Source organism: Paracoccus alkanivorans (genome assembly GCF_003697785.1).
GTDB classification, from domain to species: domain Bacteria; phylum Pseudomonadota; class Alphaproteobacteria; order Rhodobacterales; family Rhodobacteraceae; genus Paracoccus; species Paracoccus alkanivorans.
The window spans coordinates 185110-211782 of record NZ_QOKZ01000006.1 but is presented as its reverse complement, the minus strand read 5'-3'; the positions used below and the strand labels follow the sequence as shown (position 1 = coordinate 211782).

Below are 26673 nucleotides of genomic sequence, written 5' to 3'. Positions count from 1 at the left end.
GGAATATAGGGGCGCTGAAATCGGGCGTTTCATTCGACGAACGGGGTAATGGGCGATGAAGGATATGGTCGAAGCTGACGCATTGATCGCGAAGATGGGCGAAGCCGCCCGCGAGGCCGCAGTCGAGCTGGCGCAGGCCCCGGGAGAGCGGAAATACGCGGCGCTGATCGGCGCCGCCCATGAGATCCGCAAACGCGCGCCCGAGATCCTCGAAGCCAATGCGAGCGATCTTGAATTCGGCCGCGAAAAGGGGCTGTCGGACGCGATGATGGACCGGCTGCGGCTGGACGGGGACCGGCTGCGCGGGATCGAGGACGGCCTGCGCGCCGTGGCCGAGCAGCGCGACCCGGTGGGCGAGGTCATCGCCGAATGGGACCGCCCGACCGGGCTGCATATCCAGCGCGTGCGCACGCCCATCGGCGTGATCGGGGTGATCTATGAAAGCCGCCCGAACGTGACCGCCGATGCCGGGGCGCTGGCGCTGAAATCCGGCAATGCGGTGATCCTGCGCGGCGGCTCGGAAAGCCTGCATTCATCCACGGCGATCCATGGCTGCATGGTCGAGGGGCTGCATCAGGCCGGCCTGCCCGAGGCATCGATCCAGCTTGTCCCCACCCGCGACCGGGCGGCGGTCAGTGCCATGCTGGGCGCGCAGGGGGTGATCGACGTGATCATCCCGCGCGGCGGCAAGGGGCTGGTCGGGCTTGTGCAACGCGAGGCACGGGTGCCGGTCTTCGCGCATCTGGAAGGCATCTGCCATATCTATGTAGACCGCGACGCCGATCCCGAGATGGCGCGGCAGGTGGTGCTGAACGCCAAGACGCGCCGCACCGGCATCTGCGGTGCGGCGGAATGCCTGCTGATCGACTGGCAGTTCTATACGAAACACGGGGCCGCGGTGATCGAGGATCTGCTGGCCGCCGGTGTCGAGGTCCGGGCCGAGGGCGAACTGGCGAAGATCCCCGGCACCGCCAAGGCGCAGCCCGACGATTTCGGACGCGAGTTCCTGGACATGATCATTGCCGCCAAGCTGGTCGATGGCGTGGACGAGGCCATCGCACATATCCGCCGTTTCGGCAGCCAGCATACCGAATCGATCCTGACCGCGAACGACGCCACCGCAGAGCGATTCTTTGCCGGTCTCGACAGCGCGATCCTGATGCGCAACGCCTCGACCCAGTTCGCCGATGGCGGAGAGTTCGGCATGGGGGCAGAGATCGGCATCGCCACGGGCAAGCTGCATGCGCGTGGTCCGGTGGGGGCGGAACAGCTGACCAGTTTCAAATATCTGGTCACGGGGCAGGGAACGCTTCGCGGCTGATCCTGCCGGAAAGGCGGAAATTCACTGCCCCGGAACCCCGGCGCCCGGCGTTTGGTCAGAACGCGATCTCGGCATTCCTGTCGGTCATTTTCCAGCGGAGCCTGCGCTCCAGCTCCGTCGCCGCTTCGGCCAGCAGGGCGAATTGCACCTCTGACGGCGCGGGCGTGCGCCGTGACGCAGTGTCGCAGCTATCCAGCCATGACCACAAGGCGGGGTCAGGACGCGTCTGCTCGCCCTGCGCGAGCAGACGCCAGCCAGAGCTGCTATGCAGGATCGAAACCTTTCCGCCCCTGGGCAACGCATGTTCGAGGCACATCATCGCCAGCACGATCATGCGGATCTCGGGGCGGGGAAAGGTTCCATAGGCGGTCAGCTCGGCGCGCAACCGGGATTGTCCTGTCATCCCTTCGATCAACCTTGCCAGTTCGGCACGCGTGACCTGTTGATCCTTCCCGGCGTGACCGAAAGCGACCCGGAAAGCCTGGATACGGCTATGCGCGGCATTTACCGATTCAGCGATCAGCCGCATCTCGGGCGTTTTCGTCAGTCCGGGAAATTCATCAGACAATTCAAGCAGTTCTATGCCGTTACCTATGGCACCAAGCGGAGATACAAGATCATGGCATAGCCGCGATCCGACCAGTGCGGCCAATTGGCGGGGATCGATACGCATTGTGTGGGCGCTCATCGGAACATACCTTTTAAGCTGGCAAGACAGAGGCGAACATGAATGAACTGCTGGAACCCGGCATGATCGTGCTGCATCCCGGAGCCCCGGAATGGGGTGAAGGGCAAGTGCAATCCCGTATCGGCGATCGCATCACCGTGAATTTCACCGAGGCCGGCAAACAGGTCATCGATGGCAAGCGGGTCACGCTGGAAATCCTGCGTTGGAACGAATCATGATATGTGGGAACTAACATAACACAACCATAAGTTGATTTTTATCTTGTTGGAACCTCTTTTGCCTGTATTCGAATTGCGCAAATGGTTGCAATGCGGCATTTGCGCACTTAGACAGCCGGTTCAAGCATATCTCTGCAATCCCGGCAGGCCCGATGAAATCCGACCCGTCCTATTTCGATATCCGCATCGCGACCTGCGAGCGTGACCTGCGTGGGGCGCAACGTCTGCGCTATCGGGTCTTTGTCGAGGAACTGGGCGGCGACGGGGCCCTGGTCGATCATCAGAACCGGCTTGAATGCGACGAGTTCGATCCCGTGGTCGATCACCTTTGCCTGATCGATTCAAGGCGCTCGGCAGAGGATCTGGAGCATGTCGTGGGCGTGTATCGCCTATTGCCGGGAATGCGTGCCGAGGAGTTCGGACGTTTTTATTGCGACAGCGAATACGACCTGACCAAGCTGCGCCAATCCGGGCGCTCGCTGCTGGAACTGGGGCGGTCCTGCGTCGATCCCGCCTATCGTGGCGGCTCGGGAATGTTCCTGCTGTGGAATGCGCTGGCCGATTACGTGCTGGATCTTGGCATCGAGCTGCTGTTCGGTGTCGCCAGCTTTCACGGCACCGACACAAGGCAACTGGCGCCATCGCTGAGCTGGCTGCATCACAACCACCTGGCGGCCGAGGCGCTGCGCCCCGTGGCTCGGCCCGAAGGCTATCAGCCGATGGACCTGATCCCCGCCGATGAGCTGGAGCGGCGCGAGGCACTGATCGGCATGCCTGCATTGATCAAGGCCTATCTGCGGCTTGGCGGCCGGGTCGGCGAGGGAGCCTATATCGACCGCGCCTTCAACACCACGGATGTGTTTTTGCTGATGGATACGGCGGCGATGTCGGAAAAGCACCGGAAATTCTATGAAGACCGCTGGCAGGGACAATGAACGAGACCCGCGTCTCACGAACTGATCCCGGCCGGGATGGGACGACCTGGCGCGGGGGCGAAGCCCCCGAATTGCCGCGCCCCAGGGGCATTGCCGGCTGGTGGCGGGTTATCCGGCGCGGCCTGCCCGCGATTCTGGTCCTGCTGGCCGGGGTGATCCTGATCCTGCCCATGCGGGGCATCGAGAAACTGTTCCATGGCCCCCGCCGCCCCTGGAGCGGGCCGCATGTGCAACTGGTATGCCGGCTGGTGCTGCTCTGCATCGGGTTGCGCTGGCGGCGCGAGGGACGGGCGCTGCGTGGCCCCGGCGCGATCGTGGCGAATCATTCGAGCTGGCTGGACATCCTGACGATGAATGCCGCGCTGCCGGTGTTCTTCGTTTCCAAGGCCGAGGTGCGCGGCTGGCCGGGGGTCAATATCCTGACCGCCGTCACCAATACGCATTTCGTCATCCGCGACCCGAAATTCGCCCGCGCGCAGGCCGAGGAATTCGCCGCCCGCATCCGCGCCGGACACCGGCTGCTGTTCTTCCCCGAGGGCACCTCGACCGATGGCCGCCGGGTGCTGCCCTTCAAGCCGACGCTGTTCCAGGGCTTTCTTGATCCCGAACTGCCCGGGGATCTGGCAATCCAGCCGATGAGTGTTGCCTATCATGCACCCGCGGAATCGGATCCGCGCTTTTACGGCTGGTGGGGGGATATGGCGCTGGCCGATCACTTGCTGGCGGTGTTGTCCGCGCCGCGCCAGGGCCATGTCGAGGTGATGCTGCATCCACCGGTTCCCGTCGCGGGAGAGAACCGCAAGACATTGGCCGCCAAGACGCGGGAAGCAGTGCTGAACGGGCTTGATGCGGCGCTGATCGGGGTGGATAATCGGGCTTGAAGCCACGACGTCCTCACCATATATTGTATATCCCCTTTCCAACGCCACCAAGGATGCCCGATGACCCGCTTTGCCGCCCCCATCGCCGAACAGATCTGGGACATGAAATACCGGATGAAGGACGCCGATGGGCAGCCGGTGGACGCCTCGGTCGAGGATAGCTGGCGCCGGGTCGCCCGCGATCTGGCGCGGGTCGAGAAGGATCCGGCGAAATGGGAAGAACGTTTCTATGCCGCGCTGGAGGATTTCAAGTTCCTGCCGGCGGGCCGTATCCTTGCCGGGGCAGGGACAGGGCGCGCCGTCACGCTGTTCAACTGCTTTGTCATGGGCACCATCCCCGACAATATGGGCGGTATCTTCGAAATGCTGAAAGAGGCCGCGCTGACCATGCAGCAGGGCGGCGGGATCGGCTATGATTTCAGCACCATCCGCCCGCGCGGGGCCGAGGTGAAGGGCGTGGCCGCCGATGCCTCCGGCCCGCTGAGCTTCATGGATGTCTGGGACGCGATGTGCCGCACGATCATGTCGGCGGGCAGCCGCCGTGGCGCGATGATGGCGACGATGCGTTGCGATCACCCCGATATCGAGCAGTTCATCGAGGCCAAGCAGGATAGCGCAAGGCTGCGCATGTTCAACCTGTCGGTTCTGGTGACGGATGATTTCATGGAGGCGGTGAAGGCCGATGGCCCGTGGGATCTGAAATTTGACGGCAAGGTCTATCACACCCTGCAGGCGCGCGATCTGTGGAACCGGATCATGCGCGCGACCTATGATTATGCCGAGCCGGGGGTGATCTTCATCGACCGGATCAACCAGGCCAACAACCTGCATTACGCCGAGACCATCTCGGCCACCAATCCCTGCGGCGAGCAGCCCCTGCCGCCCTATGGCGCCTGCCTGCTGGGCTCGATCAACCTCGCGCGGCTGGTCGCTGACCCGTTCACGGATGCGGCCCGGCTGGACGAGGCGGCGCTGGATGAACTGGTGCGCACGGCTGTGCGGATGATGGATAACGTGGTGGATGCCTCGAAATTCCCGCTGGACCAGCAGGCAGCCGAGGCGCAGGCCAAGCGCCGGATCGGGCTGGGCGTGACCGGGCTGGCCGATGCGCTGCTGATGCTGGGCTTGCGCTATGGTGCGGCGGGTGCGGTCGAGCAGACCCGCAAATGGATGAAGGCCATCGCGCGCTCGGCCTATCTGGCAAGCGCCGATCTGGCGCGCGAGAAGGGGGCTTTCCCCTTGTTCGATGCGGATGAGTTCCTGAAATCCGGCTTCATGCAAAAAATGGATGCGGATGTGCGCGACGCCATCGCGGAACACGGCATCCGCAACGCATTGCTGACCTCGATCGCGCCGACCGGCACGATCAGCCTTTACGCCGGTAACGTGTCCTCGGGGATCGAGCCTGTCTTTGCCTATGCCTATATCCGCAAGGTGCTGCAAAAGGACGGATCGCGCACCGAGGAAGAGGTGGTGGATTACGCCGTGCAGATGTGGCGCGACCTGCATGGCGATGCGCCCTTGCCGGATCATTTCGTCAATGCCCAGACCCTTGCGCCCAGGGATCACGTCGCCATGCAGGCGGCGGCGCAGGAATGGGTGGACAGCTCGATCTCGAAAACCATCAACTGCCCCGAGGATATTTCCTTCGAGGATTTCAAGGATGTCTACCTGGCCGCATGGGATCTGGGCTGCAAGGGCTGCACGACCTATCGCCCGAACGACGTGACCGGCTCGGTCCTGTCGGTCTCGGAAAAGACCGAGGATGTGCCCGAGGCCGACCGGGGCGCCGATGTCGTCTACCTGACCGAACCGCTGGACCGCCCCGCCGCATTGGAGGGCTCGACCTACAAGCTGAAATGGCCGGGCTCCGAGCACGCCATCTATATCACCGTCAACGACATCGTGCAGGGCGGGCATCGCCGCCCGTTCGAAGTGTTCATCAATTCCAAGAACATGGAGCATTTCGCCTGGACCGTCGCGCTGACGCGGATGATCTCGGCGGTGTTCCGGCGCGGCGGCGACGTATCCTTCGTGGTCGAGGAACTGAAGGCGGTCTTCGATCCGCGCGGAGGTGCGTGGATGCAGGGGCGCTATGTTCCCTCGATCCTTGCGGCCATCGGTGGCGTGATCGAGCGTCACATGATCGCGACCGGCTTTCTGGAGGGCGAGGGGCTGGGCCTGAAATCCGATCCTCAGGCCGAGGTCATGGCCGTGGGGGAACGCCCGCGCGGCCCGGCCTGCCCGAGTTGCGGCCAATACGGGATGCGCATGGTGGAAGGCTGCATGACCTGCCCGAGCTGCGGTCATTCCAAATGCGGATAAGGGCGGGAACACTGCTGCCGCAGCCATAGGGGCGCGGCAGGTCCGGCGATTCCGATGCGCCGCAAACCAACGGGAGCAAGACTATGCCGGAGATGGGTGATCAGGCCTTCCGCCGCAAGGATACGACCGGGGGCCGGTGGCACGAGATGACCTATGGCGGCGCGCTCAGCTTTCTGCGCCGCAATTACAGCCGCGATCTGCGGGGTGTCGATGTCGCTGTGACCGGCGTGCCCTATGACAACGCGGTCACGTTCCGGCCCGGTTGCAGATTGGGGCCGCAGGCGATCCGGGCGGCCTCGGTGCAGCTGGCCGAGTTGAAGGCGTTCCCCTTCGGTTTCGATCCGTTCGAGGCATTGTCGGTGGTGGATTACGGCGATGTGTATCTGGACCCGCATCATCCCGAAACCATCCGCCCGGCGATCGAGGCCCATGCAGACGGGATCCTGGCGGCGGGCGCGCGAATCCTGACCCTGGGCGGGGATCACTCCATCGCCTATCCTCTGCTGAGGGCGCATGCGAAAAAACACGGGCCGGTGGCGTTGATCCAGTTCGACGCCCATTGCGACACCTGGGAAGATGACGGCGTGCGATACGATCACGGCACGATGTTCCTGCGGGCCGCGCGCGAAGGGATCATCGACGTGGCCAAATCCACGCAGGTCGGGCTGCGGACCTTCAACGACGAGGATTTCGGCTTCGAGATCCTGACCAGCCCCTGGATCCACCGCAACGGTATCGATGCCGCCATCGCGGTGGCGCGGGAGCGTGCGGGCGATGCGCCGGTCTATATCTCCTTCGATGTCGATGGCATGGATCCGGCTTTCGCGCCGGGCACGGGGACACCGGTGCCGGGCGGGCTTGCATCATGGCAGGCGCTGGAGTTCATTCGCGGCCTTGGCGGCCTGAACCTCGTGGGAATGGATGTCGTCGAGGTCTCGCCCCCCTACGACCAGTCCGAGATCACCGCGATTGCCGCCGCGACCGTGGCGCATGACTGGCTGTGCCTTCTGGCCAAGGCCAAGGGGGCCGCAGGCAAGGAAGTCGGCAGGCTCTGAGGCAGGCTGCAGGCCAGGCTTTTGCGGACGGGCCGCATGCCCGGGGATTGCGGGGCAGCAGTGGTGGCTGTGACGGCCTTGCCCTTACCTGATCCTTACGGCGCCACTGCCCCCGATCGCCGCTCCGGCGACTGCCCCGACAGGTCCGGCGACAAGGGCACCGGTTGCGGCTCCGGTGGTGGCGCGGGTGGCGGTATTCGGTCCGCAGGCCGCGGCGGTCAATGCCAATCCGCACAGGAAAATGGCTGTCAGTTTCTGCATGGCGGTTTCCTCTTGGGAAAGCTGTTATGGTTTCAAACATTCCGATGCGGGCATTGGTTCCGTTTGGCAAGAGCATTGTGACAAAGTTTCCGGGAATCCCGGGTGAACGCGGCATCAATTGACGACAGTCAGGAGATAGGTCGGGCTGGGTCATCAAGCTGGATGGCGTGATTTACGGACTGCCGGTCGCGGCCAGCACAGCATACGCGTTGAGTCCAAATGGACGAAAACAGACGAAATTGGTATTGAGTGGCGCAGCGTCTGAGGTGGGAGCTTGCTCCGAGCCCCACATTGTTTGAATATCGCAAGTCCACGAAAGGTCGAGTTCGAGGCTTGGTTGGAGAAACGAGTTGGAAGAAGTTACGATTACCCAAGCGCTGTCACGGCGCCGCACCGTTCGGCAGTTTAGTCGCGCGTCAATTTCCATGGCGTCACTTGAAAGGCTCATATGGGCTGCGCAGGGTGCTACCGATGATAGCGGGAAGAGAACTGCACCATCAGCCCATGCCATGCACCCACTTCGGCTATTCGTGGTGGCGAACCATGTGGAAGGACTGGACAAGGGCCTCTACGAGATCGATCCACTTGATCTCTCTGTAAAGCCCTTGATGTCTTCGGACCTGCGGGTCGCGCTGAGAAAGGCTTCTATCGGGGACCCTCAATGGGTAACTGATGCCGCCTGCATCATTGCGTTCTGTGCTGATATGGTGTCGCCGAGCCAAGCTTTCGCCGACCAGAAGCCCTACGGTCTGCGCGGACCACGGTATGTCTATCTCGAAGCTGGTGCGGCAGCCCAGAACCTTCAACTTCAGGCCGTGTCCGAAGAACTGGGTAGTGTCTGGGTCGGCGGCTTTGATGATGAAGCCACCGCCGAGATCCTCGGTCTTCAGGCACCGGTTACACCGATCATTCTGATGTGCGTAGGCCACGCGGCATCCGAAGGCTGAACAGCTTTTATCCGAAGTCTGTTTTGTCCGCAAAGCGGACGTGCTGGCCGTGACTAGTCTCATTGACCGCTAATGGCCAGTCTCCTGACTGTCGCCAATCAATGGCCGGTATCGGGTCCATCGCCTCCGAATTCCCGAAGTGCCGTCAGCGTCGGGGACCGCCGCAATTCCGCAAGGAAACTGGCCTGAATGCGCTTGGCCGGCTCGTCCTTGCGGGTGATGAGGCAGATCGGCACCGGCTGGCTTGGATAAAGCGGGCGGGCCGACAGGCGATAGCGGTCGCCGACCGAGGCGGTCAGCGAATCCACGAAGGCCACGCCCATTCCCACCTCGGCCATCAGGCAGGCCACCGAGGAATAGCGCACCTCGGCAATCGCCTGCGCCCGCAATTCGGGGGTGAGGATATCGCGGGAGATGGCAAGATCGAGGCTGGAACTCGGCTCGTAGAGGATCAGCGGCTGACCGACGAGATCCCGCGACGTGATGGCGAGCTTGCTTTCCAGCGGATGCCCGGGCGGAAACACGCAGACCATCTGGGCCATCGCCAGCACCTCGTAGGACAGCCCCTCGCGTTCCGGCGGGTTCAGCCCCAGCCCGATATCCGCCATCCGGGACTGCACCGATTCCAGCACCCCGGTAATCCGCCGCGTGTCCAGATGCACCCGCACCGCGGGGCGCTTCGACAGGAATTCCTTGAGGGTCCGGGGGATCAGCGCATTGGCCATGGGCGGCGTGCCGACGACCCGCAGATGCCCGCTCTCGCTGCGCTGGCGGGCTTCGATCCTTTTGGTAAAGGCTTGGTATATGGAAAAGATCGACTCGCTGTCGTGATAGATCTCATCCGCGTCCGGTGTCGGGACCAGCCTGTTGCCGAAACGTTCGAATAGTGGAAAACCGATCTTCGCCTCCATCTGCCGGATCATGTTCGAAACCAGGGGTTGCGACACGTTCAGCGCCCTGGCCGCACCGATCGTGGTCCGCGCGCGGATGACTTCGCGGAAGATCTCCAACTGCCTCAATGTGAACATGGGAATCCCTGGAATGCCGTGTTGGAAGGCAATATAATAGATTATTATTTTCTCATCCAATAATTAATAACTTACTATATTGCACCACCCGCCATGCCCATGCTGAACTTCGGGCAGCGGAGTTCAGGACCGTGTCGTTTCACGCTTCCCGGCCTGATCGCCGGTTGGACCGCCTTGATCCCAGGGCAAACCAACAGAGAGGAAACCAACATGAAATACCTGATCAACGGGCTGGCACTGTCATTGGCCTTGGGCAGCCCCGCACTGGCACAAGACAAATATGTCGTGGCAGTGGACGGAACTTTTGCCCCGCATGCCATGCCGACGATGGATGGCGGGCTGGAGGGCTTCAATATCGACCTGGCCAATGCCATTGGCGAGCGCCTCGGCGCCGAGATGGAGATCGTCGCCACCCAGTTCTCGGGCATCCTGCCGGGCCTGCAGGCCGAAACCTATGATTTCGTGATCGCGCCCACCACGATCACCCAGGAACGCGCCGAGGCCTATTACTTCTCCGAAGGCTATCTGAACACTGATTTCCAGTTCCTGGTGAAAGCCGGCGGGCCGGAAATCACCGCGCTGGAACAGCTCAAGGGCAAGGTGGTCGCGGTCAACAAGGGCTCGGTCTATGACAGTTGGGCGCGCGATCTGACCGACGAGATCGGCTGGACCATCGAAAGCTACGGCACGGCGACCGATGCGGTGCAGGCGGTGGTGTCGGGCCGGGCCTTCGCGACCGTGGCGGGCAATACCGTCAGCGCATGGGCCGCCAAGCAGAACCCGGCAGTGCAGCTCAGCTATCTGCATTCGACCGGGCTGGTCTGGGGCATGCCTTTCCGCAAGGGCGACGACCAGTTGCGCGAAAAGGTGGAAGGAGCCATCGAATGCCTGAAGACCGACGGCACGATCGCGGAACTTCATGTGAAATGGTTCGGCACCGAACCTGCCGAGGGTTCCGCCGCCGTCACACCGCGCCCGGGTTGGGGTGAACCGGAATTCCCCGGCCATGTCGCTGACGATCACGCGCCCGGCTGTGCGTAATCCGGGGCAGGATCGGGGCGGGGCCGCTGCCATCGGGGCGCGGCCCACGCTGGAGGTTGTCGGGCTGAAGAAATCCTTCGGCACGGTCGAGGTGCTGAAAAGCGTCAGCCTGCAGGTGGCGAAATCCGAGATGGTCTTCGTGCTTGGCCGCTCGGGTTCGGGCAAATCCACCATGCTGCGCTGCTGCAACCGGCTGGAGGAGCCCAATTCGGGCGACATATTGCTGGAAGGCGAGAAGATCACCGGGCGCGGTGTGAATCTCGACCGGCTTCGCCGCCGCATCGGCATGGTGTTCCAGAGTTTCAATCTCTATCCCCATCTCGATGCGCGCGGAAATGTCACGCTGGCGCTGCGCAAGGTGCTGAAGCTGTCACGTGACGAGGCCGATGCCCGTGCCATCACCGCGCTGACCCGGGTCGGGCTGGCCGACAAGGCCGCGAATTATCCCTCGCAGCTTTCGGGAGGGCAGCAACAACGCGTCGCCATCGCCCGCGCCATTGCGCTGGAACCGGCGGTGATGCTGTTCGACGAGCCGACCTCGGCGCTCGATCCCGAACTGGTCGGCGATGTGCTGGGCGTCATGCGCGAGTTGAAGCAGGACGGGATGACGATGCTGGTTGTCAGCCACGAGATGGCCTTCGCACGCGAGGCCGCCGACCGGGTGGTTTTCATGGCCGATGGCGAGATCGTCGAGGAAGGACCGCCCGAGGAGCTGTTCGGAAACCCGCAGCATGAACGCACCCGCGCCTTTCTTGCCCGTTACAGCCAATGACCAATCTGGACCGCTTCATCGAGACTTTCCTGAACGGATCGGTTCTGGCGAAATACACGCCGTCGATCCTGCAGGGTGTCTGGGTGACGATCGAGCTTTCGGTGCTGATCGTCGTGGCGGGCACGCTGTGGGGGGCATTGCTGGCCTGCATACGTGCCTATCGGATCTGGCCGGTTTCCTTCCTGATCGTCATCTATGCCGACATCTTCCGCGCCGTGCCGCCGCTGGTCCTGATCCTGCTGGTCTTTTTCGGGCTGCCAAGCGTGGGGATCACGCTGTCCAGCTTTGCGGTGTTGTTCGTCATCCTCGGCCTGACGCTTGGCGCTTTCGCCGAAGAGATCATCTGGGCCGGCATCACCGCGACCGACAAGGGCCAGTGGGAGGCGGCGCGTTCCACCGGCCTCGGTTTTACCCAGACCCTCGGCTACGTTGTGCTGCCGCAGGCCGTGCGCATGGTGATCCCGCCGCTGACCAACCGCGCCATCGCCATCACCAAGATGACCGCGCTCGGCACGGTGATCGGGGTGCCCGACATTCTCAACCAGGCCACCACGGCGCAAAGCTTTTCGGGCAACGCCTCGCCCCTGACACTGGCCGCCTTGGCCTATGTAGTGCTTTTCCTGCCTTTCGTGATCCTGTCGCGCTGGCTGGAAAGCCGCTTTGCCTGGAAGAAGGGCTGAGCGATGGATCAACTTGCCGTCCAGTTCTTCAATCTCGACATCATGGCCAAGGCCCTGCCGACCATCCTGCGCGGGCTTGGCATGACCCTGCTGATCTGCTGCGCGGTGATCCCGCTCGGGCTGGCCGGAGGGCTGGGGGCCGCGCTGGCCTCGACCGCCCGGTCGCGCTGGCTGCGCTGGCCCGCCATGGCGCTGGTGGACCTGTTCCGTGCGATCCCGCCGCTGGTGCTGCTGATCTTCGTCTATGCCGGTCTGCCCTTTGCCGGTATCCGCCTGTCGCCTTTCGTGGCCGTGGTGCTGGCCTTCCTGCTGAACAACTCCGCCTATTACGGCGAGGTGTTCCGCGCCGGGCTGATCTCGGTTGGAACGGGGCAATGGGAGGCGGCGCGTTCGACCGGCCTCACGCAGCGCCAGACGCTGACCTGGGTGATCCTGCCGCAAGCCACCCGCAACGTGCTGCCCGACCTGATCTCGAACACGGTCGAGGTGGTCAAGCTGACCTCGCTCGCCTCGGTCGTGTCACTGGGAGAGTTGCTGCATGCCGCCAGCCTTGCCCGGTCGGTGACCTATAACGCCTCGCCGCTGACGCTGGCGGCGGTGATCTATCTCGTCTTGCTATGGCCGGTGGTGCGGCTGCTCAGCCGCTACCAGCGCCGTCTTGTCGCCTGAAAGGAAGAACATGCGAAAAATCGTCATCGGAGCCGCCCAGATGGGTCCCAACCAAAAGGCCGACAGCCGTGAAACCATTGTCGCCCGGATGCTCGCGCTGCTGGAAGAGGCCGCGGGGGCGGGCTGCACGATGGTGGTTTATCCCGAGCTGGCGCTGACCACGTTTTTCCCGCGCTGGTACATGGAGGATCAGGCCGAGGTCGATTGCTGGTTCGAGACCGAGATGCCCAATGCCGCCACGCAGCCGCTTTTCGACAGGGCCCGGGAATTGCGGGTCGCGATCAGCTTCGGCTATGCGGAACTGACACCGGACGGGCATCACTTCAACACCCAGATCCTGACCGACCGGGACGGCAATATCGTCGCGAAATACCGCAAGGTGCATCTGCCGGGACATTCCGAATACGATAACGAACGCGCTTTCCAGCACCTGGAAAAGCGCTATTTCGAACCCGGGGACCTGGGCTTTCCGGTCTGGCGCACGCAGGATGCCGTTGTCGGCATGCTGATCTGCAACGATCGCCGCTGGCCCGAATCCTACCGGGTGATGGGTTTGCAGGGGGTCGAACTGGTGATCCTGGGCTACAACACGCCTTCGGTGAACAGCCAGAACAGCGCCGAGGGCGAAGACAAGCGGCTTTACCATTCCGAACTGTCGATGACCGCCGGGGCCTATCAGAACGCCACATGGGTCGTGGGGGTCGCCAAGGCGGGCGACGAGGACGGCCATCCGCTGATGGGCGGCTCGATCATCGTCGATCCCAACGGCTATGTCGTGGCGCGGGCAAAGACCAATGGCGACGAATTGCTGGTCCATGAATGCGACATGGACCTGTCGGTCTTCGGCAAGGAGACGATATTCGATTTCGCCCGCCACCGACGGATCGAGCATTACGGCCTGATCACCAGCCAGACAGGAGTGGTGCGCAAGGTATGACGACGCAGATCGACCTGACCGAGCTGGCGCCGCAAGAGCGTTACAAGCTGCTGACGGCGGTGGTGATCCCGCGCCCGGTCGCGTGGGTCACCACGCAGGACAGGCTCGGGCGGGTCAATGCCGCGCCATTTTCCTTCTTCAACCTTTTCGGGCAGGATCCGGCGCTGGTGATCCTTGGGCTGGAGCATGCCCGCGACGGCAGCGGTCCCAAGGATACGGCCCGCAATATCGCGGCGACCGGGGAATTCGTCGTCAATATCGTCACGCCCGATCTGATTGGTCCGATGGTGGAAACCGCCTCCGCCTATCCGCCCGATGTCAGCGAACCGCAGGCGCTGGATCTGGCGCTTGCGCCTTCAAGCCAGGTCGCGCCGCCGCGACTGGCCGCCGCGCCCGTGGCGATTGAATGCCGGCTCAGGGATACGCTACGCTATTCGGGTGAACGCGATATCGTCGTGGGGGAGGCGGTGGCGCTTGTGGCCCGCGACGGGCTGATCGATACCGGCAGGATGCATGTCGATTGGGGCGGGAACCTTCCGCTCGCCCGGCTCTTTGCCGACCGCTACGCGCGGCTTGAAGAGATCGCCTGCCACCCCATCCCGCAACCCAAGGAGCAGCCATGACCGAACTTATCCACCGCAATTCCTCCGGCGTTTTCGTGATCGCCGCCACGCCCTTTGCCGAGGACGGCACGCTTGATCTGGAATCGACGGATAAGATGGTCGATTTCTATCTCGAATGCGGTGTGACCGGCATGACCATCCTTGGCATCATGGGCGAGGCGCCGAAACTGTCGGATGCCGAGTCGCGCATCTTTGCCGAGCGTGTCCTTGCCCGCGTGGCAGGCCGCGTGCCGGTGATCGTCGGGGTTTCCGGGGCCGGGCTTGACCCGATGCGCAGCCTGACCTCCGATGTCATGGCGGCGGGTGCGGCGGGGGTCATGGTCGCCCCGATGCAGGGCCTTGGGCCGGAGGACCGGCTGGAGGGCTATTTCGCGCAGGTCTGCAAGGCGCTTGGCGGCGATGTGCCGATCTGCCTGCAGGATTACCCGCTGACCACCAATGCCCGTTTCTCGGTCGACAGCATCCTGAAGATCGCGCGCGACAACCCGCAGATCGTCATGCTGAAACACGAGGACTGGCCGGGTCTTGCCAAGCTTTCCCGCGTCAGGGCCGAGACCGGCACCCCCGATCAGCCGCGCCTGTCGATCCTGACCGGAAATTCCGCGCTGTTCCTGCCGCAGGAGATGCAGCGCGGCGCGGATGGCGCGATGACCGGCTTCGCCTTTCCCGAGATGATGGTGCAGGTCGTCGAACTTTCGCTGAAGGGCGATCACGACCGGGCCGAGGACATCTTCGACGCCTATCTGCCGCTGGTGCGCTACGAGCAGCAACCGGGGCTGGGGCTTGCCATCCGCAAGGAAACCCTGCGCCGCCGTGGCGTGATTGCCTCGGCCCGGGTGCGCGCGCCGGGACCTGCGATGAGCGCGATGGATCATGACGAGCTGACGCGGCTGACCTCGCGTCTGGAGAAACGACTGAAGGAGCTGGGCTGATGGATCTGGGACTGAAAGGCAAGCGCGCATTGGTCATGTCCTCGTCTCGCGGGCTCGGGCTGGGCATCGCGCAGGTGCTGGCCGGGGAAGGCGCCGATGTGCTGCTGACGGGGCGCAGCGCCGACAGGCTGGCACAGGAAGCCGAGGCGATCACCGCCAAGGGGGCAGGCCGGGCCGAGTGGGTCGCCTGCGACCTTGCGCAGGATGATGCCGCCGACAGGATGGCGCAGGCGGTCGAGACACATTTCGGCGCGGCGGATATCCTTGTCGCCAATACCGGCGGGCCGCCGCCGGGCAAGATGGCCGATGCGGATCTTGCCGTGCTCGCCGCCCAGTTCAACCAGATGGTGCTGCGGGTGATGGAAACCGCCGAGCGGCTGCTGCCCGCCATGCGTGCCGCCGGTTGGGGCCGCATCCTGACTATCGGATCCTCGGGCGTGGTCCAGCCGATCCCGACGCTGGCGATGTCGAACACGCTTCGCGCGGCGCTGGTGGGCTGGTCGAAATCCCTGTCCAACGACCTTGCCGCCGAGGGCATCACCGTGAACATGCTGCTGCCCGGCCGTATCCATACCCAACGGACGGACGAACTGGACGCTGCTGCCGCCAGGCGCACGGGAACCCCGGTAGAGGAGGTGCGCGCCGCCTCGGCCAAAACCATCCCGGCGGGCCGTTACGGCAGGGTCGAGGAATTCGCCAAGACCGCCGCGTTTCTTGTCTCGGAACCCGCCAGCTACATCACCGGCAGTCTCGTGCGCTGTGATGGCGGCTCGATCAGATCGGTGTGACCATGGAACTTGATCTCGTCATCACGAACGGCACTGTTGCCACCGCATCGGATACGTTTCGTGCCGATATCGGTATCCGCGAAGGGCGCATCGCCGCCATTGCCGAAAACCTGAGCGGTGCGCGCGAAATCGACGCCAGCGGCAAGCTGGTCCTGCCCGGCGGGATCGAGGCGCATTGCCATATCGCGCAGGAAAGCGCGACCGGCGGTATGACGGCGGATGATTACCGCAGCGGCTCGATCTCGGCGGCATTCGGCGGCAATTCCAGCTTCGTCCCCTTCGCCGCCCAGCATCGCGGCATGGGCGTTACCGAGACGCTGGATCTCTACGACAGCCGGGCGCAGGGCAACTCGGTGATCGATTACGGCTATCACCTGATCGTCGCCGACCCGACCGAAAAGGTCCTGCGCGATGAGCTGCCGCAGGCATTCGCCCGCGGGATCACCTCGTTCAAGGTGTTCATGACCTATGACCTGATGAAGATCGACGACGGCCAGTTCCTCGATATCCTGTCGGTGGCGAAAACCCACGGTGCGCTGACCATGGTCCATGCCGAGAATTCCGGCATCATCAGGTGGATTTCGGACCGTCTGGTGGCGGCCGGCCATACGCAGCCGCGCTATCACGCGATCAGCCACCCGGCAGTGGCGGAAGCCGAGGCGATCAACCGCGCGATCACGCTGGCGCGTTTCGTCGATGCGCCCCTGCTGATCGTCCATGTCTCGACCCCCGAGGGTGCGGGAATGGTGGCGCAGGCGCGGCTGGAAGGCGCGAAGATCTTCGGCGAGACCTGCCCGCAATACCTGTTCCTGACCCGTCAGGACCTGGACCGCCCCGGAATGGAGGGTGCCAAGTTCATGTGCTCGCCCCCGGTTCGGGATACGGAAACGCAAGAGGCGCTGTGGCGGCATTTGCAGGCGGGGACCTTCTCGGTCTTTTCCTCGGACCACGCGCCTTATCGTTTTGACGAAAGCGGCAAGCTGGCCAAGGGGCCGAATGCCAGTTTCAAGCAGATCGCGAACGGCATGCCCGGAATCGCCTTGCGCCTGCCGCTGTTGTTCTCGGAAGGTGTCAGGGCCGGGCGGATCACGCTGAACCAGTTCGTGGCGCTTGGTTCGACCAATGCCGCCAAACTTTACGGGATGCATCCCGAGAAAGGCACCATCGCCATCGGATCGGATGCCGATATCGCCATCTGGGATCCCGAAGAGACCCGCAGCGTCACCATCGAGGACCAGCATGACAACATGGATTACACGCCATTCGAGGGCCGGCAGATCACCGGCTGGCCGGTCACGGTCCTGTCGCGGGGCGAAACGGTAATGGATGGCGGCAAGCTGCTGGCCAAGCCGGGCCGGGGCCGGTTCATCGCCCGCCGCCCGCCGGACTTCACCGGTTATCCGGGCACGCGCACGCCCGAACTCGACCCGGCGCGGAACTTCGGCGCGGATATCGCGCCATGACCGGCCCTGTCGTCGTCATCAATCCGAACTCCAACCAGGCGGTGACGGATGGGCTGGAACAGGCGCTGGCCGCATTCCGCTGCGGGGTCGGGATCGAATGCGTGACCCTAGCCGAAGGTCCGTTCGGAATCGAAAGCCAGCATCACGTCGACCAGGTCGCGCTGCCGCTGGCCTCGCTGGTGAAAAGCCGGGCCGATGCCTCGGCTTTTGTCATCGCATGTTATTCGGATCCGGGGCTTGACCTGTGCCGGGCCACGGCGAGGGTGCCGGTCTTCGGCATCCAGGAATCCGGGGTGCTGACGGCGCTGGCGCGCGGCGATCGTTTCGGCGTTGTCGCCATCGCCGACGCGTCGATTCCGCGCCATCTGCGCTATCTGCGGCGGATGGGGGTCACCGACCGGCTGGCGGGGGAGCGGGCGCTGAACATGAGCGTCGACGAAAGCGCGCGGGGCGAGGGCACGTTCGAGCGGCTGGTCGAGGTTGGGCATGCCCTGATATCGGATGGCGCGGATGTCCTGATCCTCGGCTGCGCAGGCATGGCCCGGCACCGCGCCGCGCTCGAGGCAAAGCTGAACCGGCCGGTCATCGATCCGACACAGGCCGCGGTGGCCATGGCGCTTGGCGCGGTGCTGACCGGTCAAGAGATGCGGGCATCCGGATAAAGGACGTCGCCGCAGGAGGATTGGCAATACCGATCATCGCGGGTTATGCAATGCGCAACCATGTGGGGGAAGAGTGTGTTTTGTGTAGCCAGTAGAGAATCCGGTAGGTCCAATGCCAAAAGACGTCTTGCTCTTGATCGAGAAAAGCGCGCATCGACTGTCCTGTTACGACATTGATGGCGGAGAGCTGCTACATGTTGTGCCTTTGCCGGAATTTCCCCATGAGTTCACACTGAACGCGGATTGCGGGATCGCCTATATCGGTCATTACGGCGTAGCGAATTCCGGCAGCGAAGATACCGGCGGCCACGAGGTTCTGGCGCTGGATGTGGCGGCAGGCAGGATCGTGGACAGGTTCAGCCTTGGCGAAGGAATGAACCGCCCGCATGGCATCGGGATGGATGGTATGGGCCGCCTTTATGCCCTGTCCGAGACGGCGGCGCGGCTTGTCATCTGGGACGACCCGCGCAAGGGCGGCGCACCTGACCGAACCGCCCCGACCGGGGGGCGCAAGCCGCATCTTTTCGCCGTGACCCGCGATGGCCGGCGCTGCTATTCGATGAATCTCGACAGCAACGATGTCACGGTATTCGACCCGCAGGACCCTTCGGTGACGCCTGTGCCTGTCTCGACCGGTGAGATGCCGGAAGGGCGCCTGCTGCGCGAGGACGAAAAGCTGTTATTCGTCACCAACCGGAAAAGCGAAACCGTGGTCGCCCTCGATACTGTCACGCTGGAAATCACGGCATCCGAGAACGTGCCGGGCGATCCGGTTCGGATTTTCCACGACAGGCGGCGGTCCCGGCTGATGACGGTCGATTACCGGGGACGTTCGCTGACATTGCTGGACGACCGGAGCCTGAAAACCATCGGCCGGGTCGAACTGGAGGTTCCGCCCATCTCGCTCAGCTTCGACAAAAGCATGACGCGCGCTTTCATCAGCACCGATGCGAATGAGCTGCATTGCCTCGATCTCGACAGGCTTGCCGTTACCCGCAAGATCCCCACTGGCAAAGAACCCGATGTTTCGGCCATTGTGTCGCTTGACGATAACGCCGCGATATTGACCAGGGGAGCAGCCGTGACATGACGATCAAGCATATCCGCACCGGAGCCGTTCGCCGGAACCGCCCACAACATTCCGGGAGTTCCCGCTGATGACGCAATGGTTCCAGACCCACGATCCGCGCTTTGACCGTTTCGTGATGCGCAATGCCCCGCTTGAACGGCTGGCAACCGGTTTTCGCTGGCTGGAGGGGCCGGTCTGGTTCGGCGATGCCGGTTGCCTGCTGTTCTCGGACATTCCGAACAACGTGATCATGCGTTATGTCCCCGCCAACGGGCCGGGCGAGGGGCATCTGTCGGTCTATCGCAACCCGTCGAACTTCGCCAACGGGCATAGCCGCGACCTTCAGGGGCGGCTGATCAGCTGCGAACATGGAAGCCGCAGCGTGACCCGGACCGAACATGACGGCAGGATCACCACACTTGCCTCGCATTATCGGGGCAAGCGGTTGAATTCTCCCAATGACGTGGTGGTGAAATCCGACGGCTCGATCTGGTTCACCGATCCGCATTACGGGATCATGACCGATTACGAAGGCCATCGGTCAGAGCAGGAACTGCCCTGCAATGTCTATCGCATCGATCCCGCCAGCGGCGGATTGCAGATGGTTTGCGACGATTTCGCCTGCCCCAACGGGCTGGCCTTTTCGCCGGATGAGAGCCGCCTTTATATCGCCGAGACCGGCAGGATGTTCGACCCGGATGCAGAACGGCATATCCGTGTTTTCGACATTGGCTCCGATGGGTATAGCCTGACCGGGGGGGCGGTATTTCACAGGGTCAGCCCCGGAGCTGCCGACGGCTTCCGCTTTGACAGCGACGGCAATCTATGGACCTCTGCCCGGGATGGCGTGCATTGCATCTCTTCCGAAGGGGAACTGCTCGGCAGGATCCTGGTGCCCGAGACCGTCGCGAATATCTGCTTTGGCGGGCGCGGCAAATCCCGGCTGTATATCTGCGCGACGACCTCGCTTTACGCCATCACGCTGAACCGCTCGGGCGTGCAGAGGCCATGACAGGCAAAGCGGGAAGAGCGGCGGGCGAGTCCCCCCGGCGGGAACCGCCGGAGGGCGCATATGATTGCGCGCCGGACCTCGGGCTGAAATTCACCCGCATTACCAAGAGTTTTGGCGGCACGCGGGCGCTTGAAGACGTATCCCTGTCGGTCGGCACGGGCGAGGTGGTGGCGGTTCTGGGCGAAAACGGCGCGGGAAAATCGACGCTGATCAAGATATTGGGGGGCATCCATCACCCGGATTCCGGTTCGGTCACGATCGACGGGGCCGAGTATCGCCACCACCCGTCACGCTTCGGCGAAAAGCAGGCGGTGGCGTTCATCCATCAGGACCTCGGGCTGGTCGAGTGGATGACGGTGGCCGAGAACATGGCGCTGGCGCTTGGTTTCGCGCGCAGGGGCGGGCTGATCTCGTGGCGGCGGGTCGAGAGGCTTGCGGCAGAGGCGTTGGCAAGGGTGCATTGCGAAATAGACCCGGCGGTGCGGGTCCACAGCCTGACGCGAACCGAGAAGTCGCTTGTCGCCATCGCCCGTGCCCTGGCCGTGGATTGCCGCTTTCTGGTGCTGGATGAGCCGACGGCATCGCTGCCCGCCGAGGAGGTCGCCGAATTGCTGGAGGCGCTGCGCAGGCTGCGCGGGCAGGGGGTCGGAATGATTTATGTCTCGCATCGCCTGCCCGAAATCTTCGAGATAGCCGACCGCGTGGTGGTATTGCGCGACGGGGCAGTGATCTCTGACCGTGCGGTTGCCGATACCAGCCCGGAAAGGCTTGTGCGCGAGATTGTCGGCGACGATATGGGGAGCGTGCCTCGGACGCGCGCGCGGTCGGACAGGCCCCTCGCACAGATCCGGGGGCTGCGCACCGGGGCCGTGGGGCCGGTATCCTTCGATATCGGTGACGGCGAGATTCTCGGCCTCGCCGGCCTCCGCGGCGCGGGGCAGGAAAGCATCTCCCGGGCGATTTTCGGGATCGAGCGTCATGACGGCGATATCATGCTTGATGGGCGGCGGCTCGACCTGTCCTCGCCGCAAAGGGCCATGGCGGCGGGGATTGGGCTGGTTGCGCGGGACCGGCTGGAGGAATCGGTCGCGCCGGGGCTGAGCACCAGCGAGAATTTCTTTCTCAATCCCTGTGCTTTCGGGCGCCGGCGGTGGGAGATCGCATCGCGCCGCACCGAAGCGGAGAGCGCCATCGAGATAGGGCGGCGGGTCAGGCTTGTTCCCAATGATCCCGATCTGCCGATAGAGCAGCTATCCGGCGGGAACCAGCAGAAACTGGTTATCGGCCGCTGGCTGCAAAGCGGCAGGCGCCTGTTGATCTGCGAGGATCCGACCGCAGGGGTGGATATCGGCGCGAGGACCGAGGTTTACACCCTGCTCAACCAGACCGCCGCCAGAGGCGTCGGCATCCTTATCGTCTCGACCGATTTCGAGGAGGTCGCGCATATCTGCCACCGGGCGCTGGTCTTTGCCGGCGGCCGTATCGTCGAAAGCATCGGCGGGAACGATCTGACGGTCGAGGCGTTGATGAATGCCGCTCTGGCCGGCAAACCGGCCCCGCAAGGAGTGTCGTGATGCCGTCGATCAAGTCCGATGCGCTTGAGCCCACCGAATCCGAACTTGCAGGAATATCGGGGATATCGCGGCTGACCGGACGGCTTCCGGCCTATGGGTTGCCGATCCTGACATTGCTGCTGATCGCGCTGTTCAGCATATTGCTGCCGCAGACCTTTCCGACCCTGCTGAACCTGCGCTCGATCCTTGCCGATGAGGCGATCGTCGCGATCCTGGCGCTGGCGGCAATGATGCCGATGGCGACGGGCAAGCTGGACCTGACCGTGGGTTACGGTATCGTGCTGTGGCATATCCTGGCCATCAGCCTGCAGGTCGCCGGTCTTCCATGGCCTGCTGCATGCCTGCTGGTGCTGATACTGGGCGGGCTGCTGGGGCTGCTGAACGGCCTGCTTGTCGAAATCGCGAGGATCGACAGTTTCATCGCGACGCTCGGCACTGGGACGGTGATCTACGCGGTTGCCCTGTGGCATACCGGCGGGCGTCAGGTGGTGGCGCAGCTCGATCCCGCCTTCTACGCGCTGAGCACGACCTTTCTGTTCGGCCTGCCGATCACCGCTTATTATGTGTTCGTTCTGGCCATCGGGTTATGGGTCCTGATGGAATATACGCCCGCAGGACGGTTCCTTTATGCCATCGGCGCGAATCCCCGCGCCGCGGCGCTGAACGGGATTCCGGTGACGCGCTATGCGATAGGCGCCTTTTTCGTCTCGGGCATCCTGTCTGCTTTCGCGGGCATTCTGCTTGCGGCAAAGCTGCGGATCGGGCAGGCGAGCGTCGGGCTGGAATTCCTGTTGCCGGCATTGGTCGGTGCATTCCTGGGCTCCACCACGATCAGGCCGGGACGGGTCAATGTCTGGGGCACGATCGTCGGTGTCACCATCCTGGCGGTGGGAATCTCGGGCATCCAGCAGTTCGGGGGCTCGTTCTGGGTCGAGCCGATGTTCAACGGCATTACCCTGCTGGCAGCCATCGGCATCGTCGGTTATGCACAGCGCAGGCGCAGTGCGCAAAGGCAGGTGCCGAAGCATCCCGCATCCAATCATTAACGAATTCATCTTTGCTTTCAGGAGGAATGGCCGCATGAGAAAAAACGCAATCGGGTTTGTTCTTGCCGCCGTGCTTGCCGCCGGCACGATGTCCATGGCCCGGGCGGAAAACAGCGCCGCGGAGGCGCGCGCCTTCATCGAGGGATTGGCTGCCTCTGCCGCCGAATGGGACGGCCCGACCACTGGCCCTGCCTCTGTGCCGGACAAGCTTGTCGTCGCGCTGGCGGACGACCTGACCAATGGCGGCGTTCTTGGCGTGGCGCGCGGGCTTGAGGAAGCGGCCGAGGCGATCGGCTGGCAAATCAAGATCATCGAGGCCGGGGGCACCGTATCGGGGCGCAGCTCTTCCTTCGGTCAGGCGCTGGCGCTGCGGCCCGACGGGATTTTCATCCTGGGCTATAACCCGACCGAACAGAAGGCCCAGCTGGAGCAGGTCGAAAGGGCCGGGCTGCCGATGATCGCATGGCACTCGCTGTCCGAAAACGGCCCGAGCGAAGAGGACGGGTTCTTCGTGAACGTGACGACAGATGCACGGGATGTCGCGAAGGCGGCGGCCTACTGGGCCTATCTCGATGCGCAGGAAAAGCCGGGAGTGATCATCTTTACCGACTCGACCTTCGAAATTGCCGTGAACAAGGCGGACTGGATGAAGGAGACGATCGAGTCCCTGGGGGGCGAGGTGCTCGAATATGTGGATACGCCAATAGCCGAAACCTCGACCCGGATGCCGCAGCTTACGACGACGCTGCTGCAACGGCATGGCGCGAAATGGACGCATTCGCTAGCGATCAACGATCTTTATTTCGATTTCATGCGGCCCTCGCTTGCTGCCGCCGGTATTCCCGGGGATGGCATGCCCAGGGCCGTGGCGGCCGGCGACGGCTCCGAGGCGGCCTACCAGCGGATCCGGAGCCGGGAATACCAGGCGGTCACCGTTGCCGAGCCGCTGAACCTGCAGGGCTGGCAGATGATCGACGAGATGAACCGCGCATTCGCCAAAGAGGAATGGTCTGGCTATCAGTCGCCTTTGCATGTCGTCACCCATGAAAATGTCGAGCGCGACGGCGGAGCAGAGAACCGGTTCGATCCCGATAACGGCTACCGCGAGGCTTACAGGGCCATCTGGAGCAAGGACTGACAAGGTCGGGGCCGCCACGCGCGGCCTCGATGCCTTCAGGGCGTCCAGCGCAGGAAATTGGCGATCAGGCGCAGCCCGATCTGCTGGGATTTTTCCGGGTGGAACTGGGTACCGACGATATTGTCGCGCCCGACCACCGCCGTTACCGGCCCGCCGTAATCGACATGCGCCAGCAGATGCGCCGGATCGGCGACCTGGAATTGCCAGCCATGGACGAAATAGGCGTGATCGCCTGTCCCGATGCCCTCCAGCACCGGGTGCGGGCGGTCGATCACCAGGTCGTTCCAGCCCATATGCGGCACTTTCAGGCCCGGCGCGCCGATGGCCTCGATCTTGCCGCCGATCCAGTCCAGCCCGGCGGTTTCGCGATATTCGTATCCCTTGGTGGCCAGCATCTGCATGCCGACACAGATCCCCATGAAGGGCAGGCCACGCACCAGCACCGCCTCGCGGATCGCCTCGGCCATGCCGTCCACCTCGCCCAGGGCCTCGCGGCAGGCGGGGAAGGCGCCGTCGCCGGGCAGCACGATACGGTCGGCGGCGAGGGCGGTTTCGGGGTCCGAGGTCACGACCACCTCGGCCCCGGCCTCGCGCCCCATCAACTGGAACGCCTTGGCCGCCGAATGGAGGTTACCGCTGTCGTAATCGATCAGCGCGACGCGCATCACAACGCGCCCTTGGTCGAGGGCAGCACGCCGGGCATGCGCGGATCGGGCTCGACCGCTTCGCGCAGGGCACGGGCGGCGGCCTTGAAGGCGGCCTCGGCGATATGGTGGCTGTTCAGCCCGTGCAACCGGTCGATATGCAAGGTGATGCCGCCATGCGTGGACAGCGCCTGGAAGAACTCGCGTATCAGCTCACAGTCGAATGTGCCGATCTTCTGACTGGGGAAATCGACATTCCAGACCAGATAGGACCGCCCCGACAAATCCAGCGCCGCGCGGACCAGCGCATCATCCATCGCCAGGTGAAAGCTGCCATAGCGGCGGATGCCCTTCTTGTCGCCAAGCGCCTTGACCAGCGCCTGCCCGATGGCGATGCCGGTATCCTCGACCGTGTGGTGATCGTCGATATGCAGGTCTCCCCTGGCGGTCACGCTCAGGTCGATCAGCGAATGCCGCGAGAGCTGGTCCAGCATGTGATCGAAGAACCCCACGCCGGTATGATTTTCATACTGCCCGGTTCCATCGAGATTTAGCTCCACCTCGATCTGCGTCTCGGCGGTCTTGCGGGTGATCTTGGCCTTGCGCATGGGATATCCTTCTCATTGCATGGCGCTTATAGGACGGGCGGCGCGATCAGCCAAGATGGACCTGACCCTCGGGATAGCGGACGCGGGGGGGGATGCGTGTGGCAAGGAAAAAGCCGAGCGTCAGCGGCCCGACCCGGCCCAGGAACATCACCAGCATGATGACGCCACGACCAAGCTCGTTCAGTTCGGTGGTGTAACTGCGCGTCAGGCCGGTATTGCTGAAGGCCGAGGCGACCTCGAAGCTGATATCGAGAAAATGGCCGTCATGGGTGGCCGTCATCAGGAACATTGCCGTGAATAGCAGCATCGCGGCGATGGCGATCAGGGCCATGACCTTGAGCACCTCGTCCAGTCCGACCGAACGCCCGAAGGCCCATATCTCGGTGCGGCGGCGAAAGAAGGCCAGCGTGGCCAGCAGCATGACAACCACCGTCGTTACCTTGACGCCGCCCGCCGTCGAGGTCGGCCCGCCGCCGATCACCATCAGCGCCATGTAGAGCAGCGAGGTGGAATCATGCAGCCCGCCGATATCGGTGGTGTTGAATCCCGCCGTCCGCGTCGTCACGCCCTGGAACCACGCGATCGTCATCCGCGATGTGGCGCTGTCATAGGCGCCGAGCGTGCGGGGATTGTTCCATTCAAGAATGGCGGTCAGTCCGACCCCGATCACCACCAGCGCCACCGTGCCCACCAGCATCAGCCTGGTATGCAGCGACCAGCTATGCCAGAACCGCTGCCGGAAGACATCCGAGATGACCACATAGCCGATGCCGCCAATGATGAACAGCAGCGGGATGACGCTGTTGACGACGGGATCGGTGGCATAGCCCGTCAGCCCCGATGAAAAGGTCGAGAAGCCCGCATTGTTGAAGGCCGAGACCGAGTGGAAGACCGCGTGCCACAATCCCGGCCCCAGCCCGGTGCTCGGGATAAAGACCAGGCAAAGCAGCATCGCGCCCGCGATCTCGGCCATCAGCACGACCCGGAAGATCGTCTTCACCAGTTTCATCAGCCGGACATAGGAAGTCTGGTTGAGGTCCTCGCGCAGATAGGTGTGATGGGTGATGCCAAGCGGCAGCCCCAGTGCCGACAGGACCAGCACGGCGAAGGTCATCAGCCCCAAGCCGCCCAGCTGGATCAGCAGCACCAGCACAAGCTGGCCCCAGAAGGTCAGCGTCAGCTCCGTATCGATCACGGCAAGCCCGGTCACGGTCACGGCCGAGGTCGAGGTGAAAAGCGCGTCGCTGAGGCTGATCGCCTCTCGTGTCATGCAGGGCAGCATCAGTGCCAGGCCGCCCAGCAGGATCAGCACCATGTAAAGCGTGGCCAGCACCGCGGGCGGCGGTGTCCGTCCAA

Annotated in this window: 28 protein-coding genes; 22 read left to right on the top strand and 6 right to left on the bottom strand. The window is 63.6% G+C overall.

Annotated elements, in window-relative coordinates; all coding sequences use genetic code 11:
• Positions 1-55: 55 nt before the first annotated feature.
• Positions 56-1321 carry a glutamate-5-semialdehyde dehydrogenase gene (locus C9E81_RS16070; RefSeq protein ID WP_122113370.1) on the top strand — a complete coding sequence of 422 codons (1266 nt, stop codon included), beginning with the start codon at positions 56-58 and terminating at the stop codon, positions 1319-1321.
• Positions 1322-1376: 55 nt separating this feature from the next.
• Here the strand turns inward: C9E81_RS16070 and C9E81_RS16065 are convergent, their stop codons facing one another.
• Entirely contained in the window at positions 1377-2009 is a 633-nt protein-coding gene (locus C9E81_RS16065; protein WP_122113369.1) for a histidine phosphotransferase family protein, read from the bottom strand.
• A gap of 38 nt (positions 2010-2047) precedes the next feature.
• Here C9E81_RS16065 and C9E81_RS16060 point away from each other — a divergent pair, with 38 nt between their 5' ends.
• The 5 genes from C9E81_RS16060 to speB all read left to right on the top strand — a co-directional run bounded on the left by C9E81_RS16060 (position 2048) and on the right by speB (position 7423).
• Positions 2048-2227: a DUF3553 domain-containing protein gene (locus C9E81_RS16060; RefSeq protein ID WP_122113368.1), complete on the top strand. Its 180-nt coding sequence runs from the start codon at positions 2048-2050 to the stop codon at positions 2225-2227.
• 152 nt (positions 2228-2379) lie between these two features.
• Entirely contained in the window at positions 2380-3162 is a 783-nt protein-coding gene (gene olsB, locus C9E81_RS16055; RefSeq protein WP_122113367.1) for an L-ornithine N(alpha)-acyltransferase, read from the top strand.
• Complete coding sequence (olsA, locus tag C9E81_RS16050) at positions 3159-4043, top strand: lyso-ornithine lipid O-acyltransferase (RefSeq protein WP_122113366.1); 885 nt, start codon at positions 3159-3161, stop codon at positions 4041-4043. The genes olsB and olsA overlap by 4 nt, the downstream gene beginning before the upstream one ends.
• A 60-nt stretch (positions 4044-4103) precedes the next feature.
• Complete coding sequence (locus C9E81_RS16045) at positions 4104-6368, top strand: adenosylcobalamin-dependent ribonucleoside-diphosphate reductase (RefSeq protein ID WP_122113365.1); 2265 nt, start codon at positions 4104-4106, stop codon at positions 6366-6368.
• Positions 6369-6451: 83 nt separating this feature from the next.
• Positions 6452-7423 (top strand): agmatinase, encoded by a 972-nt coding sequence (speB, locus tag C9E81_RS16040; RefSeq protein WP_122113364.1) that lies wholly within the window; start codon positions 6452-6454, stop codon positions 7421-7423.
• Between the two features lie 84 nt (positions 7424-7507).
• On the opposite strand, the gene C9E81_RS22965 is transcribed toward speB, so the two are convergent.
• Positions 7508-7684, bottom strand: coding sequence for a hypothetical protein (locus C9E81_RS22965; protein ID WP_166461949.1), 177 nt, complete (start codon positions 7682-7684; stop codon positions 7508-7510).
• Positions 7685-8034: 350 nt separating this feature from the next.
• On the opposite strand from C9E81_RS22965, the gene C9E81_RS16035 reads away from it, so the two are divergent.
• On the top strand, positions 8035-8631 hold the full coding sequence (locus tag C9E81_RS16035) for a nitroreductase family protein (RefSeq protein WP_147457617.1): 597 nt from the start codon (positions 8035-8037) through the stop codon (positions 8629-8631).
• A 98-nt stretch (positions 8632-8729) separates the two neighbouring features.
• On the opposite strand, the gene C9E81_RS16030 is transcribed toward C9E81_RS16035, so the two are convergent.
• Positions 8730-9659, bottom strand: coding sequence for a LysR family transcriptional regulator (locus C9E81_RS16030; RefSeq protein ID WP_122113362.1), 930 nt, complete (start codon positions 9657-9659; stop codon positions 8730-8732).
• Positions 9660-9869: 210 nt separating this feature from the next.
• On the opposite strand from C9E81_RS16030, the gene C9E81_RS16025 reads away from it, so the two are divergent.
• The 15 genes from C9E81_RS16025 (at position 9870) to C9E81_RS15955 (ending at position 24065) form a co-directional block, all read left to right on the top strand.
• A complete protein-coding gene (locus C9E81_RS16025; RefSeq protein ID WP_122113361.1) occupies positions 9870-10700 on the top strand; it encodes a transporter substrate-binding domain-containing protein in 831 nt (276 codons plus the stop codon).
• Entirely contained in the window at positions 10666-11472 is an 807-nt protein-coding gene (locus C9E81_RS16020) for an amino acid ABC transporter ATP-binding protein (protein ID WP_122113360.1), read from the top strand. The genes C9E81_RS16025 and C9E81_RS16020 overlap by 35 nt, the downstream gene beginning before the upstream one ends.
• Positions 11469-12152, top strand: a complete 684-nt coding sequence (locus C9E81_RS16015) for an amino acid ABC transporter permease (protein ID WP_122113359.1) — start codon at positions 11469-11471, stop codon at positions 12150-12152. The genes C9E81_RS16020 and C9E81_RS16015 overlap by 4 nt, the downstream gene beginning before the upstream one ends.
• Positions 12153-12155: 3 nt before the next feature.
• A complete protein-coding gene (locus C9E81_RS16010) occupies positions 12156-12821 on the top strand; it encodes an amino acid ABC transporter permease (RefSeq protein ID WP_122113358.1) in 666 nt (221 codons plus the stop codon).
• A 10-nt stretch (positions 12822-12831) separates the two neighbouring features.
• A complete protein-coding gene (locus tag C9E81_RS16005) occupies positions 12832-13758 on the top strand; it encodes an N-carbamoyl-D-amino-acid hydrolase (protein ID WP_122113357.1) in 927 nt (308 codons plus the stop codon).
• Positions 13755-14381 (top strand): flavin reductase family protein, encoded by a 627-nt coding sequence (locus tag C9E81_RS16000; RefSeq protein ID WP_122113356.1) that lies wholly within the window; start codon positions 13755-13757, stop codon positions 14379-14381. Before C9E81_RS16005 ends, C9E81_RS16000 begins: the two co-directional genes overlap by 4 nt.
• The gene (locus C9E81_RS15995) at positions 14378-15313 is read left to right on the top strand and encodes a dihydrodipicolinate synthase family protein (RefSeq protein ID WP_122113355.1); all 936 of its coding nucleotides are present in this window, start codon (positions 14378-14380) and stop codon (positions 15311-15313) included. The genes C9E81_RS16000 and C9E81_RS15995 overlap by 4 nt, the downstream gene beginning before the upstream one ends.
• Positions 15313-16101, top strand: coding sequence for an SDR family oxidoreductase (locus C9E81_RS15990; protein ID WP_122113354.1), 789 nt, complete (start codon positions 15313-15315; stop codon positions 16099-16101). Before C9E81_RS15995 ends, C9E81_RS15990 begins: the two co-directional genes overlap by 1 nt.
• Before the next feature lie 2 nt (positions 16102-16103).
• The gene (hydA, locus tag C9E81_RS15985) at positions 16104-17564 is read left to right on the top strand and encodes a dihydropyrimidinase (RefSeq protein WP_122113353.1); all 1461 of its coding nucleotides are present in this window, start codon (positions 16104-16106) and stop codon (positions 17562-17564) included.
• The gene (locus C9E81_RS15980; RefSeq protein ID WP_122113352.1) at positions 17561-18226 is read left to right on the top strand and encodes an aspartate/glutamate racemase family protein; all 666 of its coding nucleotides are present in this window, start codon (positions 17561-17563) and stop codon (positions 18224-18226) included. The genes hydA and C9E81_RS15980 overlap by 4 nt, the downstream gene beginning before the upstream one ends.
• A 112-nt stretch (positions 18227-18338) precedes the next feature.
• A complete protein-coding gene (locus C9E81_RS15975; RefSeq protein WP_122113351.1) occupies positions 18339-19316 on the top strand; it encodes a YncE family protein in 978 nt (325 codons plus the stop codon).
• Between the two features lie 67 nt (positions 19317-19383).
• A complete protein-coding gene (locus C9E81_RS15970; protein ID WP_122113350.1) occupies positions 19384-20307 on the top strand; it encodes an SMP-30/gluconolactonase/LRE family protein in 924 nt (307 codons plus the stop codon).
• Positions 20304-21881, top strand: coding sequence for a sugar ABC transporter ATP-binding protein (locus tag C9E81_RS15965; protein WP_122113349.1), 1578 nt, complete (start codon positions 20304-20306; stop codon positions 21879-21881). Before C9E81_RS15970 ends, C9E81_RS15965 begins: the two co-directional genes overlap by 4 nt.
• Complete coding sequence (locus C9E81_RS15960) at positions 21881-22927, top strand: ABC transporter permease (RefSeq protein ID WP_122113348.1); 1047 nt, start codon at positions 21881-21883, stop codon at positions 22925-22927. The genes C9E81_RS15965 and C9E81_RS15960 overlap by 1 nt, the downstream gene beginning before the upstream one ends.
• A 34-nt stretch (positions 22928-22961) precedes the next feature.
• The gene (locus C9E81_RS15955) at positions 22962-24065 is read left to right on the top strand and encodes a substrate-binding domain-containing protein (protein ID WP_122113347.1); all 1104 of its coding nucleotides are present in this window, start codon (positions 22962-22964) and stop codon (positions 24063-24065) included.
• A 35-nt stretch (positions 24066-24100) separates the two neighbouring features.
• On the opposite strand, the gene hisH is transcribed toward C9E81_RS15955, so the two are convergent.
• The 3 genes from hisH to C9E81_RS15940 are packed head-to-tail and all read right to left on the bottom strand — an operon-like array spanning position 24101 to position 26632.
• A complete protein-coding gene (gene hisH, locus C9E81_RS15950) occupies positions 24101-24730 on the bottom strand; it encodes an imidazole glycerol phosphate synthase subunit HisH (RefSeq protein WP_122113346.1) in 630 nt (209 codons plus the stop codon).
• Positions 24730-25317, bottom strand: coding sequence for an imidazoleglycerol-phosphate dehydratase HisB (gene hisB, locus C9E81_RS15945; protein ID WP_122113345.1), 588 nt, complete (start codon positions 25315-25317; stop codon positions 24730-24732). Before hisB ends, hisH begins: the two co-directional genes overlap by 1 nt.
• Before the next feature lie 46 nt (positions 25318-25363).
• On the bottom strand, positions 25364-26632 hold the full coding sequence (locus tag C9E81_RS15940) for a TrkH family potassium uptake protein (protein ID WP_122113483.1): 1269 nt from the start codon (positions 26630-26632) through the stop codon (positions 25364-25366).
• Between the last annotated feature and the right edge of the window lie 41 nt (positions 26633-26673).